13 protein-coding genes, 1 rRNA gene, 1 pseudogene and 1 riboswitch are annotated in these 15,409 nt (G+C 69.7%); of the genes and pseudogenes, 12 read left to right on the forward strand and 3 right to left on the reverse strand.

The features are described from left to right. From rrf to ABTX62_RS33405, 11 genes are all read left to right on the forward strand, one after another. Positions 1-95: ribosomal RNA gene (rrf, locus tag ABTX62_RS33355) — 5S ribosomal RNA — on the forward strand; the annotation flags it as partial. Between the two features lie 109 nt (positions 96-204). Then, complete coding sequence (gene clsA, locus ABTX62_RS33360; protein WP_352119674.1) at positions 205-813, forward strand: cardiolipin synthase ClsA; 609 nt, start codon at positions 205-207, stop codon at positions 811-813. 114 nt (positions 814-927) lie between these two features. Next, positions 928-3,423 carry a sugar phosphate nucleotidyltransferase gene (locus ABTX62_RS33365; RefSeq protein WP_352119675.1) on the forward strand — a complete coding sequence of 832 codons (2,496 nt, stop codon included), beginning with the start codon at positions 928-930 and terminating at the stop codon, positions 3,421-3,423. Between the two features lie 96 nt (positions 3,424-3,519). Further along, positions 3,520-4,434, forward strand: coding sequence for a DUF881 domain-containing protein (locus ABTX62_RS33370; RefSeq protein WP_352119676.1), 915 nt, complete (start codon positions 3,520-3,522; stop codon positions 4,432-4,434). Further along, positions 4,431-4,763, forward strand: coding sequence for a small basic family protein (locus ABTX62_RS33375; protein WP_003988855.1), 333 nt, complete (start codon positions 4,431-4,433; stop codon positions 4,761-4,763). The genes ABTX62_RS33370 and ABTX62_RS33375 overlap by 4 nt, the downstream gene beginning before the upstream one ends. 5 nt (positions 4,764-4,768) lie before the next feature. After that, positions 4,769-5,713, forward strand: a complete 945-nt coding sequence (locus ABTX62_RS33380) for a DUF881 domain-containing protein (RefSeq protein WP_352119677.1) — start codon at positions 4,769-4,771, stop codon at positions 5,711-5,713. 61 nt (positions 5,714-5,774) lie between these two features. Beyond that, positions 5,775-6,728 carry a zinc-ribbon and FHA domain-containing protein gene (locus ABTX62_RS33385; protein ID WP_352119678.1) on the forward strand — a complete coding sequence of 318 codons (954 nt, stop codon included), beginning with the start codon at positions 5,775-5,777 and terminating at the stop codon, positions 6,726-6,728. A 46-nt stretch (positions 6,729-6,774) separates the two neighbouring features. Next, on the forward strand, positions 6,775-7,512 hold the full coding sequence (gene ftsR, locus ABTX62_RS33390) for a transcriptional regulator FtsR (RefSeq protein ID WP_352119679.1): 738 nt from the start codon (positions 6,775-6,777) through the stop codon (positions 7,510-7,512). Positions 7,513-7,598: 86 nt separating this feature from the next. After that, positions 7,599-8,072 carry a bifunctional nuclease family protein gene (locus ABTX62_RS33395; protein WP_003988851.1) on the forward strand — a complete coding sequence of 158 codons (474 nt, stop codon included), beginning with the start codon at positions 7,599-7,601 and terminating at the stop codon, positions 8,070-8,072. A 293-nt stretch (positions 8,073-8,365) separates the two neighbouring features. Next, positions 8,366-9,049, forward strand: coding sequence for a MerR family transcriptional regulator (locus ABTX62_RS33400; RefSeq protein ID WP_352119680.1), 684 nt, complete (start codon positions 8,366-8,368; stop codon positions 9,047-9,049). A 125-nt stretch (positions 9,050-9,174) separates the two neighbouring features. After that, positions 9,175-10,629: a DNA polymerase IV gene (locus tag ABTX62_RS33405; protein ID WP_352119681.1), complete on the forward strand. Its 1,455-nt coding sequence runs from the start codon at positions 9,175-9,177 to the stop codon at positions 10,627-10,629. Here the strand turns inward: ABTX62_RS33405 and ABTX62_RS33410 are convergent. Further along, positions 10,548-10,922, reverse strand: coding sequence for a PRC-barrel domain-containing protein (locus tag ABTX62_RS33410; RefSeq protein ID WP_352119682.1), 375 nt, complete (start codon positions 10,920-10,922; stop codon positions 10,548-10,550). The genes ABTX62_RS33405 and ABTX62_RS33410 overlap by 82 nt on opposite strands. A 112-nt stretch (positions 10,923-11,034) precedes the next feature. Next, a riboswitch (glycine riboswitch) is annotated at positions 11,035-11,129 on the forward strand. Positions 11,130-11,304: 175 nt separating this feature from the next. Here ABTX62_RS33410 and gcvP point away from each other — a divergent pair. Continuing rightward, positions 11,305-14,190, forward strand: a complete 2,886-nt coding sequence (gene gcvP, locus ABTX62_RS33415; RefSeq protein WP_352119683.1) for an aminomethyl-transferring glycine dehydrogenase — start codon at positions 11,305-11,307, stop codon at positions 14,188-14,190. 64 nt (positions 14,191-14,254) lie between these two features. On the opposite strand, the pseudogene ABTX62_RS38040 reads toward gcvP, so the two are convergent. Together ABTX62_RS38040 and ABTX62_RS33430 are read right to left on the reverse strand one after the other, a co-directional pair. Continuing rightward, positions 14,255-14,705: pseudogene (locus ABTX62_RS38040) on the reverse strand (TOBE domain-containing protein). A 209-nt stretch (positions 14,706-14,914) separates the two neighbouring features. After that, complete coding sequence (locus ABTX62_RS33430; RefSeq protein WP_352119685.1) at positions 14,915-15,310, reverse strand: TOBE domain-containing protein; 396 nt, start codon at positions 15,308-15,310, stop codon at positions 14,915-14,917. Positions 15,311-15,409 lie beyond the last annotated feature (99 nt).

The following is a 15,409-nucleotide window of genomic DNA, read 5'->3' on the forward strand; positions in this document are numbered from 1 at the left end:
AAACGCCCGGTTACATTCCGAACCCGGAAGCTAAGCCTTATAGCGCCGATGGTACTGCAGGGGGGACCCTGTGGGAGAGTAGGACGCCGCCGAACTCCTTTTAGAGCTCTGGCTCTTGGGCATGCAGCCCAAGAGCCAGAGCTTTTTTGCGTTGAGGTAGGGTCGGGGGGCATCGTTGGCACGTTTCCCACAGGAGGCACCCGGGTGGAGCTTCAGGAGACTCGCGTCCAGACGGACCGTGTGCTCACCATCCCGAACATCCTCAGCATGGCTCGCCTCGTCGGCGTACCCGTCTTCCTGTGGCTGATCCTGTGGCCTGAGTTCGGTGGGCCCAAGAGTGACGGCTGGGCCCTTCTGATCCTGGCCCTGAGCGGCATCAGCGACTATCTGGACGGCAAGCTCGCGCGTCGCTGGAATCAGATCAGCAGCCTCGGCCGGCTCCTCGATCCCGCGGCCGACCGGCTCTACATTCTGTCGACCTTGGTCGGTCTTACCTGGCGGGAGATTCTGCCCCTCTGGTTGACCGCTGTACTTCTGGCGCGGGAGTTCGTCCTGCTGGTCATGGTGGGCATCCTCCGCCGGCACGGCTACCCGCCGCCGCAGGTAAACTTCCTGGGTAAGGCCGCCACGTTCAACCTGATGTACGCCTTCCCGCTGCTTCTGCTCAGTGACGGAACCGGCTGGATCTCGTCACTGGCTGCCATTTTCGGATGGGCGTTCGCCGGATGGGGTACAACGCTGTACTGGTGGGCAGGAGTCCTCTACGTGGTACAAGTCCGCCGCCTGGTCCGTGCGGATGCCACGGCCGATTGAAGCCCCGGATGGTCCTGCTGCCACGGCCGAGCGATGGCTCGTGTTGGACAAGTGCGGGACAATCCTGGCGGGGGAAGTCGGCTAGACCGTCTCTTCGAGGAGGACGCTTCCGACATGAAGGCCGTTGTGATGGCCGGAGGCGAAGGCACGCGCCTTCGCCCTATGACCTCAAGCATGCCCAAGCCGCTGCTGCCGGTGGCAAACCGGCCGATCATGGAGCATGTTCTGCGGTTGCTCAAAAGGCATGGGCTCAACGAAACAGTCGTGACTGTCCAGTTCCTGGCCTCACTGGTCAAGAACTACTTCGGTGACGGTGAAGAGCTTGGTATGGAGCTCACCTATGCCAATGAGGAGAAGCCACTCGGAACCGCCGGAAGCGTCAAGAACGCCGAAGAGGCGCTGAAGGACGATGCGTTCCTCGTCATCTCCGGCGATGCTCTGACGGACTTCGACCTCACTGAGCTCATCAATTTCCACAAGGAGAAGGGCGCGCTCGTCACCGTCTGCCTGACGCGAGTGCCCAACCCGCTGGAATTCGGTATCACCATTGTCGACGAGGAAGGCAAGGTGGAGCGCTTCCTCGAGAAGCCCACCTGGGGCCAGGTCTTCTCCGACACCGTGAACACCGGCATCTACGTGATGGAGCCCGAGGTCTTCGACTACGTCGAGCCCGACGTGCCCGTCGACTGGTCCGGCGATGTCTTCCCGCAGCTGATGAAGGAAGGCAAGCCCGTCTACGGCTACATCGCCGAGGGCTACTGGGAGGACGTCGGCACCCACGAAAGCTATGTCAAGGCGCAGGCCGACGTCCTGGAGGGCAAGGTCGACGTCGACATCGACGGTTTCGAGATCTCTCCGGGCGTATGGGTCGCCGAGGGGGCCGAGGTCCATCCGGACGCCGTGCTCCGCGGACCCCTCTACATCGGTGACTACGCCAAGGTCGAGGCCGGCTCCGAAATCCGTGAGCACACGGTGGTGGGCTCCAACGTGGTCGTCAAGAGCGGCGCGTTCCTGCACAAGGCCGTCGTCCACGACAATGTCTATGTGGGACCCCACAGCAATCTGCGCGGCTGCGTGGTCGGCAAGAACACCGACATCATGCGCGCGGCGCGGATCGAGGACGGCGCGGTCATCGGTGACGAGTGCCTGATCGGTGAAGAATCGATCGTCCAGGGCAACGTCCGGGTCTACCCGTTCAAGACGATCGAGGCCGGCGCCTTCGTCAACACCTCGGTGATCTGGGAATCCAGGGGGCAGGCGCACCTCTTCGGCGCGCGCGGTGTCTCGGGCATCCTGAACGTGGAGATCACTCCGGAACTCGCGGTGCGTCTCGCCGGTGCGTATGCCACGACCCTGAAGAAGGGTTCGACCGTCACCACGGCCCGCGATCACTCGCGTGGTGCCCGCGCGCTGAAGCGGGCGGTGATCTCCGCGCTGCAGGCCAGCGCGATCGACGTGCGGGACCTGGAGAACGTGCCGCTGCCCGTGGCCCGGCAGCAGACCGCGCGAGGCAGTGCGGGTGGCATCATGATCCGCACCACTCCCGGGGTGCCGGACTCCGTCGACATCATGTTCTTCGACGGGCAGGGCGCCGACCTGTCGCAGGGCAGCCAGCGGAAGCTGGACCGGGTGTTCGCGCGGCAGGAGTACCGCCGTGCTTTCCCCGGGGAGATCGGTGACCTGCACTTCCCGGCCAGTGTCTTCGACTCGTACACCGGGTCGCTGCTGCGGAACGTCGACACGACCGGAATCGCCGAATCCGGGCTGAAGGTCGTCGTGGACGCGTCCAACGGAAGCGCCGGACTCGTGCTGCCGAGCCTCCTCGGCAAGCTCGGTGTCGACTCGCTGACGATCAATCCCGGTCTCGACGAGTCCAGGCCGACCGAGACCGCCGACATGCGGCGGTCCGGGATGGTGCGGCTCGGTGAGATCGTGGCGTCCTCGGGGGCCGCGTTCGGCGTACGGTTCGACCCCGTCGGTGAACGGCTGTCCCTCGTGGACGAGAAGGGCCGGATCATCGAGGACGACCGGGCGCTGCTCGTGATGCTGGACCTCGTCGCCGCCGAGCGGCGCAGCGGCCGGGTCGCGCTGCCCGTGACCACGACTCGGATCGCCGAGCAGGTGGCGGCGTACCACGGGACGCAGGTCGAGTGGACGACCACCTCTCCCGACGACCTCACCCGCGTGGGCGGTGAGGAAGGGACGATCTTCGGCGGCGACGGCAAGGGCGGTTTCATCGTCCCCGAGTTCAGCAGCGTGTACGACGCCACCGCGGCGTTCGTGCGGCTCATCGGGCTCGTGGGGCGGACGCAGCTCACGCTCAGCCAGATCGACGCGCGGATCCCGCGGGCGCACGTCCTGAAGCGGGATCTGGCGACCCCGTGGGCCGTCAAGGGGCTCGTGATGCGGCGGGTCGTCGAAGCGGCCGGAGACCGGTTCGTGGACACCACGGACGGTGTGCGGGTGGTGGAGACCGACGGTCGCTGGGTGATGGTGCTGCCCGACCCGGCCGAGGCCGTCACCCACCTGTGGGCCGAGGGGCCGGACGACGCCTCCGCGCAGGCCCTGCTGGACGAATGGTCGGCGGTCGTGGACAGCGCCGGCCGGTAGAACGGAATGCACGCGCGCGTGCCGGACAGGTGTCCCAACGGGCCTGTCCGGCACGCCGGTGGGCCCGTTCGGAGGTAGTGCTCGCGACATGCGACGATGTGCGGCATGCCGCAGCAACCCCCCATTCGGAGCACACCCGCGCGGCCCCGGCGCCCGGACGCGTCCATGTCGTTGCTCACCAACGTCATGGACCACAGCCTCGACGACGGCTATGCCGAGGCAGCCGAGCGCAAGAAGGCCGCGGGCGACAGCGGCATGCCGAAGACGCTCAGAGCGAAGCTCGGACTCGCCGCCGGCCTGGTGCTGGCGGCTCTCGTCGTGACCGTCGGAGCGGCGCAGGCGCGGGTCGCCGCTCCGGTCGTCGCCAAGGAACGGGGAGAGCTGGTCGACCGCATCGGCCGGGAGACCGAGGCGGCGGACAAGCTGGAGGACTCCGTCGACGACCTGCGCGCGGACGTGAGCGCGCGCCAGCGCGAGGCGCTGAAGCACAGCGGCGGCAGCGGGGTCTCCGATGTGATGGGCATCCTGTCCGGCGCGGTCGCGGTGCACGGCCCGGGCGTGAAGCTCGTGGTGAACGACGCCAAGGAAGCTGTCTCGGGTGGTGACGGCAACCCGCGGGAGACCTCCGGGTTCTCCGACACCGGCCGGGTGCGTGACCGGGACATGCAGCGTGTGGTCAACGGGTTGTGGGCGTCGGGCGCCGAGGCCGTCTCCATCAACGGCCAGCGGCTGACGGCGCTGTCCGCGATCAGGGCCGCGGGGGACGCCATACTGGTCGACAACAAACCGCTGGTGCCGCCGTACACGGTGCTCGCGGTGGGGGACGGGCAGCGGCTGAGCACGCGGTTCCAGAACAGCGCGGACGGGTTGTATCTGAACGCGTTGCAGGAAAGCTACGGCATCAGGACAGGCATCTCCGTGGAGGACGACCTCCGGCTGCCTGCCGCGCCGCGTGTGACCGTACGTTCAGCACAGCCGAGCATTGAGAAGAGCGAGAAGGGCACATCGTGATCGCCGTACTGGGCCTCGTAGTGGGAGTCGTGGCCGGCCTGTTGGTCCGGCCTGAGGTTCCGGCGGTGGTCGAGCCTTATCTGCCGATCGCTGTCGTGGCGGCGCTCGACGCCGTCTTCGGGGGTCTGCGGGCCATGCTCGACGGCATCTTCGACGACAAGGTCTTCGTGGTGTCGTTCCTGTCCAACGTGGTCGTGGCCGCGCTGATCGTGTTCCTGGGCGACAAGCTGGGCGTGGGTGCCCAGCTGTCCACCGGTGTGGTGGTCGTCCTGGGTATCCGGATCTTCTCCAACGCCGCGGCGATCCGCCGGCACGTGTTCCGGGCGTGAGGCCGATGAGCGATCATGACAGGACGCCCGCGGGGGAGCAGGGCGACGCGCGTACGAGCCGGGACGGCGGGTCCGCATCCGGGAGCGGGCTGCGCAAGGAGCTGCCCCAGGAGGTGCCACCGGTGGCGCCTGCCGCCGAGGAGGCCCCGCGGGAGTCGGAGCCCGGGCGCGAGCGGGCACCGGAACCGCAGCCCGACCCCGAGCCCCAGCCGGAATCCGAAGCGCGGCTGACCGGTCGGCAGCGGCTGGTGCAGGGGCTGTGGCCGCCGCGTGTCACCCGGGCCCAACTCATCGTCGCGGTGCTGCTGTTCGGCCTCGGCTTCGGGCTGGCCGTGCAGGTGGCCTCGAACAGTGACAGCGACAGCGCCCTGCGTGGCGCGCGGCAGGAAGATCTTGTCCGCATCCTCGATGAACTGGACGACCGTACTCAGCGTCTAGAGGACGAGAAGCAAGGTCTCGAGAAGCAGCGCGACGAGCTGGAGAACAGCTCCGACCAGGCCGAGGAGGCCCGGAAGCAGACGATCGAGAAGGAGAGGCAACTCGGCATCCTCGCGGGCACGGTGGCCGCGCAGGGGCCCGGCATCACCATGACGATCCAGGACACGAAGGCGGCGGTCGAGGCGGACATGCTGCTCGACGCGATCCAGGAGCTGCGCGCGGCGGGTGCCGAGGCGATCCAGGTCAACGGCGTACGGGTCGTCGCCGGTACGTACCTGACAGACTCGGGCAAGGGCGTCGGTGTCGACGGGAACAAGATCAACGCACCCTATCGTTTCAAGGTCATCGGCAAGCCGCAGGATCTCGAACCGGCGCTCAACATCCCCGGAGGCGTGGTGCAGACTCTCGAGAAGGAACACGCCACCGTGATGATCGAGAGGTCGACCAAGATCGTGGTGGACGCCTTGCGAGCAGCGAAGCGGCCTGACTACGCTCGGTCGTCCTCGCAGTGAACCGGGGGTGCATGGGCGGCGTCGGGCGAGGGCATGAGGTTGCGGGGGGTCGGCGCACCGAATGGGCGGTGCGTGGTGGAAACTGTCTGGTGCAGACGGACGTTGTCAGGATGTCCGGGTCGGCCAGAGTATTCAGTCAGGGTTCGTCCTGCCCCACGGGCGGGTCTGTTTCGGTCAAGGGGAATCGCCCGTGAAGTTGTTTGCGAAGTTGTTCGGCAAGAGCGCGCGAGAAGGCAGCGACAACGCCACCGCTCGTCATCGCGCACAGCCTGACGCGGAAGGCCAGCGGCCGCTGTTCCGGGACCAGGTCGGCGGCCCGGGCGGCGATGTTTCCGGTGGTCAGGGCGCGCCGTCGGTTGACCCTGCGCAGCCCGGCGGCATAGGTTTCGGGCAACCGTCAACCTCAGGTGCGGGTGGAGGGTTCTCCGACCCGTACGCGTCCAACGCCCCCGGTGGGCAGCCGCGGCAGGAGGATCCGATGTCGGCCCTGGTGTGTACGAGGTGCGGTAACCGCAACGCGGAGAACAGTCGTTTCTGCTCCAACTGCGGCGCGCCGCTGCGGGCGGGTGCGGCGCCGGAGCGTCCCTCCGAGACGACTTCCACGATCTCCATTTCCGGTCTCGAGGCCTATGACAGCGAGACCACCGGCCAGACGCCGATGCCGACCCTGTCCCCGGAGGCGCAGGCGGCTGTGGACGCGCTGCCGCTGGGCTCCGCGCTCCTGGTCGTGCGCCGCGGTCCGAATTCGGGCAGTCGCTTCCTGCTGGACGGGGACCTGACCACGGCCGGCCGTCATCCGCAGAGCGACATCTTCCTGGACGACGTGACGGTGTCCCGGCGGCACGTGGAGTTCCGCCGTGGACAGGACGGCTCGTTCACGGTGGCCGACGTGGGCAGCCTGAACGGCACCTACGTGAACCGTGAGCGGATCGACCAGGTCGCCCTGAACAACGGCGACGAGGTGCAGATCGGCAAGTACCGGCTGGTCTTCTACGCGAGCCAGCGGGGCTACTGACCGGGCTCCGAGGCCCCAGCGAAGGTCCGTCCGTCAGGGAAGGTCCATGCTTCAAACACCGAGCGGCGGTGCCGGTCACGGCGCCGCCGCCACGGACAGTGGGCTGATGAGCATCGGCACGGTGCTGAACGTGCTGCGCGACGAGTTCCCCGAAGTGACCATCTCCAAGATTCGTTTCCTGGAGTCGGAGGGGCTCATCGAGCCGCAGCGGAGCCCGTCGGGGTACCGCAAGTTCAGCGCCCGCGACGTCGAGCGTCTCGGACAGGTCCTGAGGATGCAGCGGGACCACTATCTGCCCCTGAAGGTCATCAGGGAGCACCTGGAGGCCATGGAGCGCGGCGATGCGGTTCCGCTGCCGGTCGTGTGCCGTCAGCGGGACGGTGAAGCCGCGCACGAGCCGTCCCGAGGGCCCACGGTGGCCAGGATCGGGCGTGCGGAGCTGCTCGCCGCCGCCGGCGTCGACGAGCGGGAGCTCAAGGAGTGGGAGTCCTACGGGCTGCTCACTCCACTGGAGGACGGGGCCTACGACGCGGAGGCGGTCACGGTCGCCTCGCTCATCGGCGAACTCGGCCGGTTCGGGATCGAGCCGCGGCATCTGCGGGTGATGAAGGCCGCCGCCGACCGTGAGGCCGGCCTCGTGGACCAGGTGGTGGCCCCGCTGCGGCGGCACCGGAATCCGCAGACCAGGGCTCACGCCGAGGATCGTACGAGGGAGCTGGCGGGGCTCACGGTGAAGCTGCACGCCGCGCTGGTGCAGACAGCGCTCGGGGTGCGGCTGCCCTGATGCGGCCGGGGGTCCGGGGGGCCGGATCAGGCGCTCGGTCCGGGCCCGACTACCCAAACGTCCCGAGCACGGCCTAGGGTTGCTGTGTGAACGAGCTCGATGTCGTAGGTGTCCGGGTCGAAATGCCCTCCAACCAACCGATCGTGCTGCTGCGTGAAGTGGGAGGCGACCGTTACCTCCCCATCTGGATCGGACCGGGGGAGGCGACGGCGATCGCCTTCGCCCAGCAGGGCATGGCTCCCGCGCGGCCGCTGACCCACGACCTATTCAAGGACGTGCTGGAAGCGGTCGGCCAGGAGCTCACGGAAGTGCGCATCACGGACCTGCGTGAGGGCGTCTTCTACGCGGAGCTGGTCTTCGCCAGCGGCGTCGAGGTGAGCGCCCGTCCGTCCGACGCCATAGCGCTCGCGCTGCGCACCGGGACGCCGATCTACGGCAGTGACACGGTGCTCGACGACGCGGGTATCGCGATTCCGGACGAGCAGGAGGACGAGGTGGAGAAGTTCCGCGAGTTCCTCGACCAGATCTCTCCGGAGGACTTCGGCAGCAGCAGTCAGTGAGCGCCGCGGTCGGCGGCAGCGGTCGGTGAGTCGTGTGGGCGGCCCGGCGGACGACGTGGTCCGCGGCGGGATCGCCCGCCGTGTGTGACGGGGTGAAATGCCCGCATGTGCCGCCGGCGAGTGAGAGCGTCACGCGGTCCGTGCCGACCGCATTCGGCTAGCCTTTCCCCGCGGTGGGGCACGGGAAACCACTCTCAGGGTGATTATCACTCGGCGTGGCGAGTGTGGCGATCGTTGACGCACCCCTGGTGACTGCCTACCGTCGAGAAGGCAGGTCAAGGACGGAGGTCGGCGTGAGAAGCAGCGGCGACGGTACGGCTGGGGGTGGCCCCGAGCGCAGTCTCCGGGTGAGCGGTCCGTACCCTCCCCCCGGCTCACGACCCCTCCCCGGTGGGGGGTGCCCCCAGCCCGGTGGCGCGGCCGAGCGCGCTCCGCAGCGACCGACGGCGGTGCCGAGCAGCGGAGGGACGGCGTCCATGGCGTCCGAGCAGATCGGCTATCGCGGCCCCACGGCCTGTGCGGCCGCCGGTATCACCTACCGGCAACTGGACTACTGGGCCCGCACCGGGCTCGTCGAGCCGAGCGTGCGCCCCGCCTACGGGTCCGGGACGCAGCGGCTGTACAGCTTCCGCGACGTGGTCGTCCTGAAGATCGTCAAGCGGTTCCTCGACACGGGTGTGTCGCTGCAGAACATCCGCACGGCCGTCCAGCACCTCAGGGAACGCGGTTTCAGCGACCTGGAGCGCATGACGTTGATGAGCGACGGCGCGACGGTCTACGAATGTACCTCGCCCGACGAGGTTCACGCCCTGCTCCAGGGCGGCCAGGGGGTCTTCGGGATCGCCGTGGGCGTGGTGTGGCGGGACGTCGAGAACGCGCTGTCCCAGCTGCACGGCGAGCGGATCGACACCGGCGAGACCCTGGTCGGGCCCAACCCGGCGGATGAGCTGGCGCGTCGCCGCAACCGGGCCGTCTGAGCCGTCGGGCAGAAGCCGGACGCACCGGGCGGGACGTTTCCGCACCGGGCCGTGAGCGGTTTCCCACGGGGCGATCCGGGCGGTCGCGCGAGGTGCTGTCAGTGGCGTAGGGCAGCATCGGAGGTGTGAGAACCGCGCCCACGATCCTGCATCTGGACATGGATGCCTTCTTCGCCTCGGTGGAGCAGGCGTCCAAGCCGAGTCTGCGCGGGAAGGCCGTGGTCGTGGGCGGGCTCGGGCCGCGCGGCGTGGTGGCGACCGCGTCGTACGAGGCGCGGGTTTTCGGGGTGCATTCGGCGATGCCCATGGGCCAGGCCCGGCGGCTCGCACCCCATGCCGCGTACCTGGTGCCGCGCTTCACCTTCTACCGGTCGATCAGCGAGCGCGTGATGGAGCTGCTGCGTGCGCTGTCGCCGCTGGTGGAGCCGCTGAGCCTGGACGAGGCGTTCGTCGACCTGGAGGCCGGCCAGATGGCCTGGGACGAGCGGTCGGCGCGGCTGGCCGGGGTGAAGCTGCGCGCGGACATCCGGGCGGTCACAGGGCTCACGGGGTCGGTGGGGCTGGCCGCCTCCAAGATGCTCGCCAAGATCGCCTCGGAGGAGGCCAAGCCGGACGGGCTGGTGGTGATCGAGCCGGGGTCCGAGCGGGCGATGCTCGCGCCGATGTCGGTGCGGACGCTGCCGGGGGTCGGGCCGGCTACGGGTGACCATCTGCGGCGGGCCGGGATCACCACCGTCGGAGAGATCGTCGAGGCGGGCGAGGACGAGCTGGTCCGGCTGCTGGGAAAGGCGCACGGGCACGGTCTGTACGCCATGGCGCTGGCGCGCGACGACCGGCCCGTCGTGGCGGAACGCGAGACGAAATCGGTGTCTGTCGAGGACACCTACGACGTGGACATCCACGACCGGACGCGCGTCGGGCTGGAGGTGCAGCGGCTGGCCGAGCGGTGCGTGCGGCGGCTGCGCGAGGCCCGGCTGTCCGGGCGGACCATCGTGCTGAAGGTGCGGCGCTACGACTTCTCGACGCTCACCCGGTCCGAGACGCTGCGCGGCCCGACGGACGATCCCGCGGTGATCCGGGAGGCGGCGGCCAGACTGCTGGAGTCGGTCGACACCACGGGCGGGGTGCGGCTGCTCGGAGTGGGGGTCAGCGGGCTCGCCGACTACACGCAGGAGGACCTGTTCGCGCAGGCAGCGGGGGAGCGGACGACCGCGCGGGGTCCGGTCGAGGAGCGCGTGGCCACGCCGGCCGAGGAGCAGCCGGCGCTCGCCGAGCGCAGCTGGCCTGCCGGGCACGACGTGCGGCACGCCGAGTTCGGGCACGGCTGGGTGCAGGGCAGCGGCCTGGGGCGGGTCACGGTGCGGTTCGAGACGCCCTCCTCGAAGCCGGGGCGCGTGCGGACCTTCCGGGTCGACGATCCGGATCTGGAGGCGGCGGATCCGTTGCCGTTGGTGTCACGGGAGCCGGACGGGGGAGGGGCGGCGTCCGGCGCGGGGGATCACGCCGTTTCGTCGGTGCCCGCCAGCTTGCCGAAGTCGTGGTCCGGGAGCGGGGGCGGGGCGGCGACGTCAAGACCGTAGTGGTGGTAGAGCTGCAGTTCCTGTTCCGGGGAGAGGTGGCGGCCCACGCCGAAATCGGGGGCGTCCTTGATCAGGGCGCGCTCGAAGGGGACGTGGAGGGCGCCGTCGATGAGCTCACTGGGCTCCAGGGGGACGAAGGCGTCCCTGCTGAACAGGCCGGTCCGTATGGCCGCCCACTCCGGCTCGCCGGTGGCGTCGTCGAGGTAGACCTCGTCGATCGTGCCGATCCTGGTCCCGTTGCGGTCGAACGCCTTGCGGCCGATCAGGTTGCGCGGATCGATATCGGTTCGCACGGGCCCTCCACTGGTCGCACCTCATCCGTAGGCACTACAAAACGGCACAAGCGGGGATGCGGCCACTCGAAGTTTCGTGCGTTGACCGCGCTGGTACGCTGGCAGCGGCTGTTGACCCCGTGCGGGAGAGTCCTCCAGAGGTCATGGAGGCGCCGAAGGAGCAAATCCTCCCCGGAATCTCTCAGGCTCACGTACCGCACGGACGAGGTCACTCTGGAAAGCAGGGCGGGTGTCGACGGCTTCCGCTCTCACCGACGGTGAAAACCGGAGGCCTTCGGGCGATCCGGTGAAGCTCTCAGGTTGAGATGACAGAGGGGGAGGCCGTTCGGGTACCCGTGCCGTGGTGCCCCTCGAAGGTCGTGTCGACCAGGAGGCCTCCGTAATGACCGCCCACCGCATTCCGCTCTCCGAGCTCGAAGAGGCAGTCCCCTTCGAGCAGCGCCACATCGGCCCCGACCACGAGGCCTGCGCCAAGATGCTCGCGCACGTCGGCTACGGCTCGCTGGACGAGCTCACCGCCGCCGCGGTCCCGGCCGTGATCGCGAGTGCCGAGGCACTGGACCTGCCGGGCGCCCGCAGCGAGGCCGAGGTGATCGCCGAGCTGCGCTCCCTCGCCGACCGCAACCAGGTCCTCGGCTCCATGATCGGCCTCGGCTACTACGGCACGTTCACCCCGCCGGTCATCCTGCGCAACGTCATGGAGAACCCGTCCTGGTACACGGCCTACACGCCGTACCAGCCGGAGATCTCGCAGGGCCGGCTCGAAGCGCTGCTCAATTTCCAGACGATGGTCGCGGACCTGACCGGGCTGCCGACCTCCGGTGCCTCGCTGCTCGACGAGGGCACCGCGGCCGCCGAGGCCATGGCGCTGTCACGGCGCCTGGGCAAGAACAAGAAGGGGCTGTTCCTGGTCGACGCGGACGCACTGCCGCAGACCATCGCGGTGATCCAGACCCGTGCGGAACCGACGGGCGTCGAGGTGGTCGTCGCCGACCTCAGCCACGGCATCCCCGCCGAGATCGCCGAGCGCGAGATCAACGGCGTGCTGATCCAGTACCCGGGCGCCTCCGGCGCCGTGCGCGACATCAAGCCGGTCATCGACCGGGCGCACGAGCTCGGCGCGCTCGTCACCGTCGCCGCCGACCTGCTGGCGCTGACGCTGCTGAAGTCCCCCGGTGAGCTCGGAGCGGACATCGCGGTCGGGACGACGCAGCGCTTCGGGGTGCCCATGGGATTCGGCGGGCCACACGCCGGTTACATGGCCGTCCAGGACAAGATGGCGCGCAGCCTGCCCGGGCGGCTCGTCGGTGTGTCCGTGGACGCCGACGGCAACAAGGCGTACCGGCTGGCGCTGCAGACGCGTGAGCAGCACATCCGCCGTGAGAAGGCCACCAGCAACATCTGCACCGCTCAGGTGCTGCTCGCCGTCATGGCGGGCATGTACGCCGTCTACCACGGCCCGGAGGGCCTCAAGGGCATCGCGCGGCGCACCCACCGGTATGCCACGGTCCTCGCCGCCGGGCTGGCGAGCGGCGGTGTCGAGGTCGTGCACGGCTCCTACTTCGACACCCTGACGGTGCGCGCCGAGGGCCGGGCCGCCGAGGTCGTGGCCGCCGCCCGGGACCACGGGGTCAACCTGCGCCCCGTCGACGCCGACCACGTCTCGATCGCCTGTGACGAGACCACGACACGCGCCCAGGTGCGGGCGGTGTGGGCCGCCTTCGGTGTCGAGGGCGTCATCGAGGCGCTGGACGCGGCCACGGACGAAAGCCTCCCGGACGCCCTGCTGCGGACCGACGACTACCTGACGCACCCCGTCTTCCACCAGCACCGCTCCGAGACCGCCATGCTGCGCTACCTGCGCAGGCTCGCCGACCGGGACTACGCGCTGGACCGCGGCATGATCCCGCTGGGCTCCTGCACCATGAAGCTCAACGCGACCACGGAGATGGAGCCGGTCACCTGGCCCGAGTTCGGGCAGGTGCACCCCTTCGCGCCCGCCGAGCAGGCCGCGGGCTACCTCACCCTCATCCACGAGCTGGAGGACCGCCTCGCCGAGATCACCGGCTACGACAAGGTGTCCCTCCAGCCGAACGCCGGGTCGCAGGGCGAGCTGGCCGGCCTGCTCGCCGTCCGCGGGTACCACCGGGCCAGCGGGGACGAGCAGCGCACCGTGTGCCTGATCCCGTCGTCCGCGCACGGCACCAACGCCGCCAGCGCGGTGATGGCGGGCATGAAGGTCGTCGTCGTGAAGACCGCCGAGGACGGCGAGATCGACGTCGAGGACCTGCGGGCGAAGATCGAGCAGTACCGCGACGAGCTGTCCGTGCTGATGATCACCTACCCGTCCACCCACGGTGTGTTCGAGGAGCACGTCGCCGACATCTGCGCGCAGGTCCACGAGGCGGGCGGGCAGGTCTACGTCGACGGGGCCAACCTCAACGCGCTCGTCGGGCTGGCCAAGCCCGGGCACTTCGGCGGCGACGTCTCGCACCTGAACCTGCACAAGACCTTCTGCATCCCGCACGGCGGCGGCGGTCCGGGTGTCGGCCCGGTCGCGGTGCGCGAGCACCTCGCCCCCTATCTGCCGAACCACCCGCTGCAGCCCGAGGCGGGCCCCGAGACGGGTGTCGGACCCGTCTCCGCGGCGCCGTGGGGCTCCGCGGGCATCCTGCCCATCTCGTGGGCGTACGTCCGGCTCATGGGCGGTGAAGGGCTGAAGCGGGCCACGCAGGTGGCCGTGCTCAGCGCCAACTACATCGCCAAACGGCTGGAGCCGCACTACCCGGTGCTCTACACCGGCCCCGACGGTCTCGTGGCCCACGAGTGCATCATCGACCTGCGGCCCCTGACCAAGGCGACCGGAGTGAGCGTCGACGACGTCGCCAAGCGGCTGATCGACTACGGCTTCCACGCGCCGACCATGTCCTTTCCGGTGGCCGGGACGCTGATGATCGAGCCGACCGAGTCGGAGGACCTGGCGGAGCTGGACCGCTTCTGCGAGGCCATGATCGCCATCCGCGCGGAGATCGAGAAGGTCGGCTCCGGCGAGTGGCCCGAGGACGACAACCCGCTGCGCGCCGCCCCGCACACCGCCGGCGCGCTCGCCGGGGCGTGGGAGCACGCCTACAGCCGCGAGGAGGCCGTCTTCCCGGCCGGGGTGTCGGCCGCCGACAAGTACTGGCCGCCGGTGCGCCGTATCGATCAGGCCTTCGGCGACCGGAACCTCGTCTGCTCCTGCCCGCCGCTGGACGCGTACGAGGACTGACCGGCCGACCGGTCACAGGGAGGGGCTTCGCGGTGCGGGGCCCCTCCGCCGTTCACCGGCGCGTTCACGCGGTGGCGAGTGACACCGCGGTCGCCTTGATCAGGACGACGACGGGGGCCCCGGGCGACAGCGCGAGGCCGTCCGCGGCGTCCCCGGTGATCACGGCGGTCAGCACGCCGTCCCCGGTGATCACGGCGGTCAGCTCGCCCCCCTCGGCCGTGACGCGGACGGACGTCATCGCGTCGCCGGCCGTGATGACCGTGGCCGTGTGGGGAGCTGGTTGCAGATCGGCAGGCCCTCCACGGGGGCCGCGGCCGGCGCCACCTTCGGCGGACGTCATCAGGGGCTCGCACGGCGGTGCCCGGGGCGAGACGGAGGCCCTCCGCGGCTGCACGGGTGATCGCCGCGCTGAGGTCCCGGCCGCGGGCGAGGCGGACCCTGACCGTCGCCATGGCCTTGCCGGGGCCGACGGCGGTGACGCTACCGGGGAGCTGGTTGCGGATGCTCAGGCTCATGGGTGCACGGCAAGTCCGAGGGCCCGCCGAGCCGGGGACGCTCGGGCCTGCGTCGGCACCGCTGACCCGTGGTCTTCTCCGCGGTCCTGCAAGAGGGGCGCCGGCCTCCGGGCCCGGCATGACTTTGCCCCCTGTCGAAAGCGCTGACCCTCGGGGGCGGCGTCGCCGGGCCCGACGGGTGCCGTCGGAGAGGCTGATGAGACCCCGGCTCAGACGCGGTCGATGTGGACGTTCGTCGACTTCACGCGGGCTGTCGCCTCCATGCCGACCTCCAGGCCCAGTTCCTCCACCGCCTCGCGGGTGAGCAGCGAGACGAGCCGGTGCGGACCGGCCTGGATCTCTACCTGGGCGGCGACGTCTCCGAGCTTGATAGCGGTGACGATGCCGGGGAAGGCGTTGCGGGCGGAGGTGTACGGGGTGTCCTCTTCGGCGGCGCCGGACCGGGCGAGTCCGACCGAGAAGGCGGCCAGGTCCCGCCCGTTGATGACGCGTCGCCCGGCCTCGTCGCGGTGGGTCGTGATGCGGCCCGCGTCCGCCCAGCGCCGGGCGGTGTCCGGGCTCACGCCGAGCAGCCGTGCTGCCTGGCCGATCGTGTAGGACTGCATGCCGGTCACGATAGGGGTGGAGGGAGGGCGGGGCGGATGCGGGGTTGGCCGATGGGTATAACGCGATATAGCGCTAGTGGCCTGTGGGTGGGCCGGGCG

The organism is Streptomyces sp. NPDC096046, from assembly GCF_040303285.1.
In the GTDB taxonomy this organism is placed as follows: Bacteria; Actinomycetota; Actinomycetes; order Streptomycetales; family Streptomycetaceae; genus Streptomyces.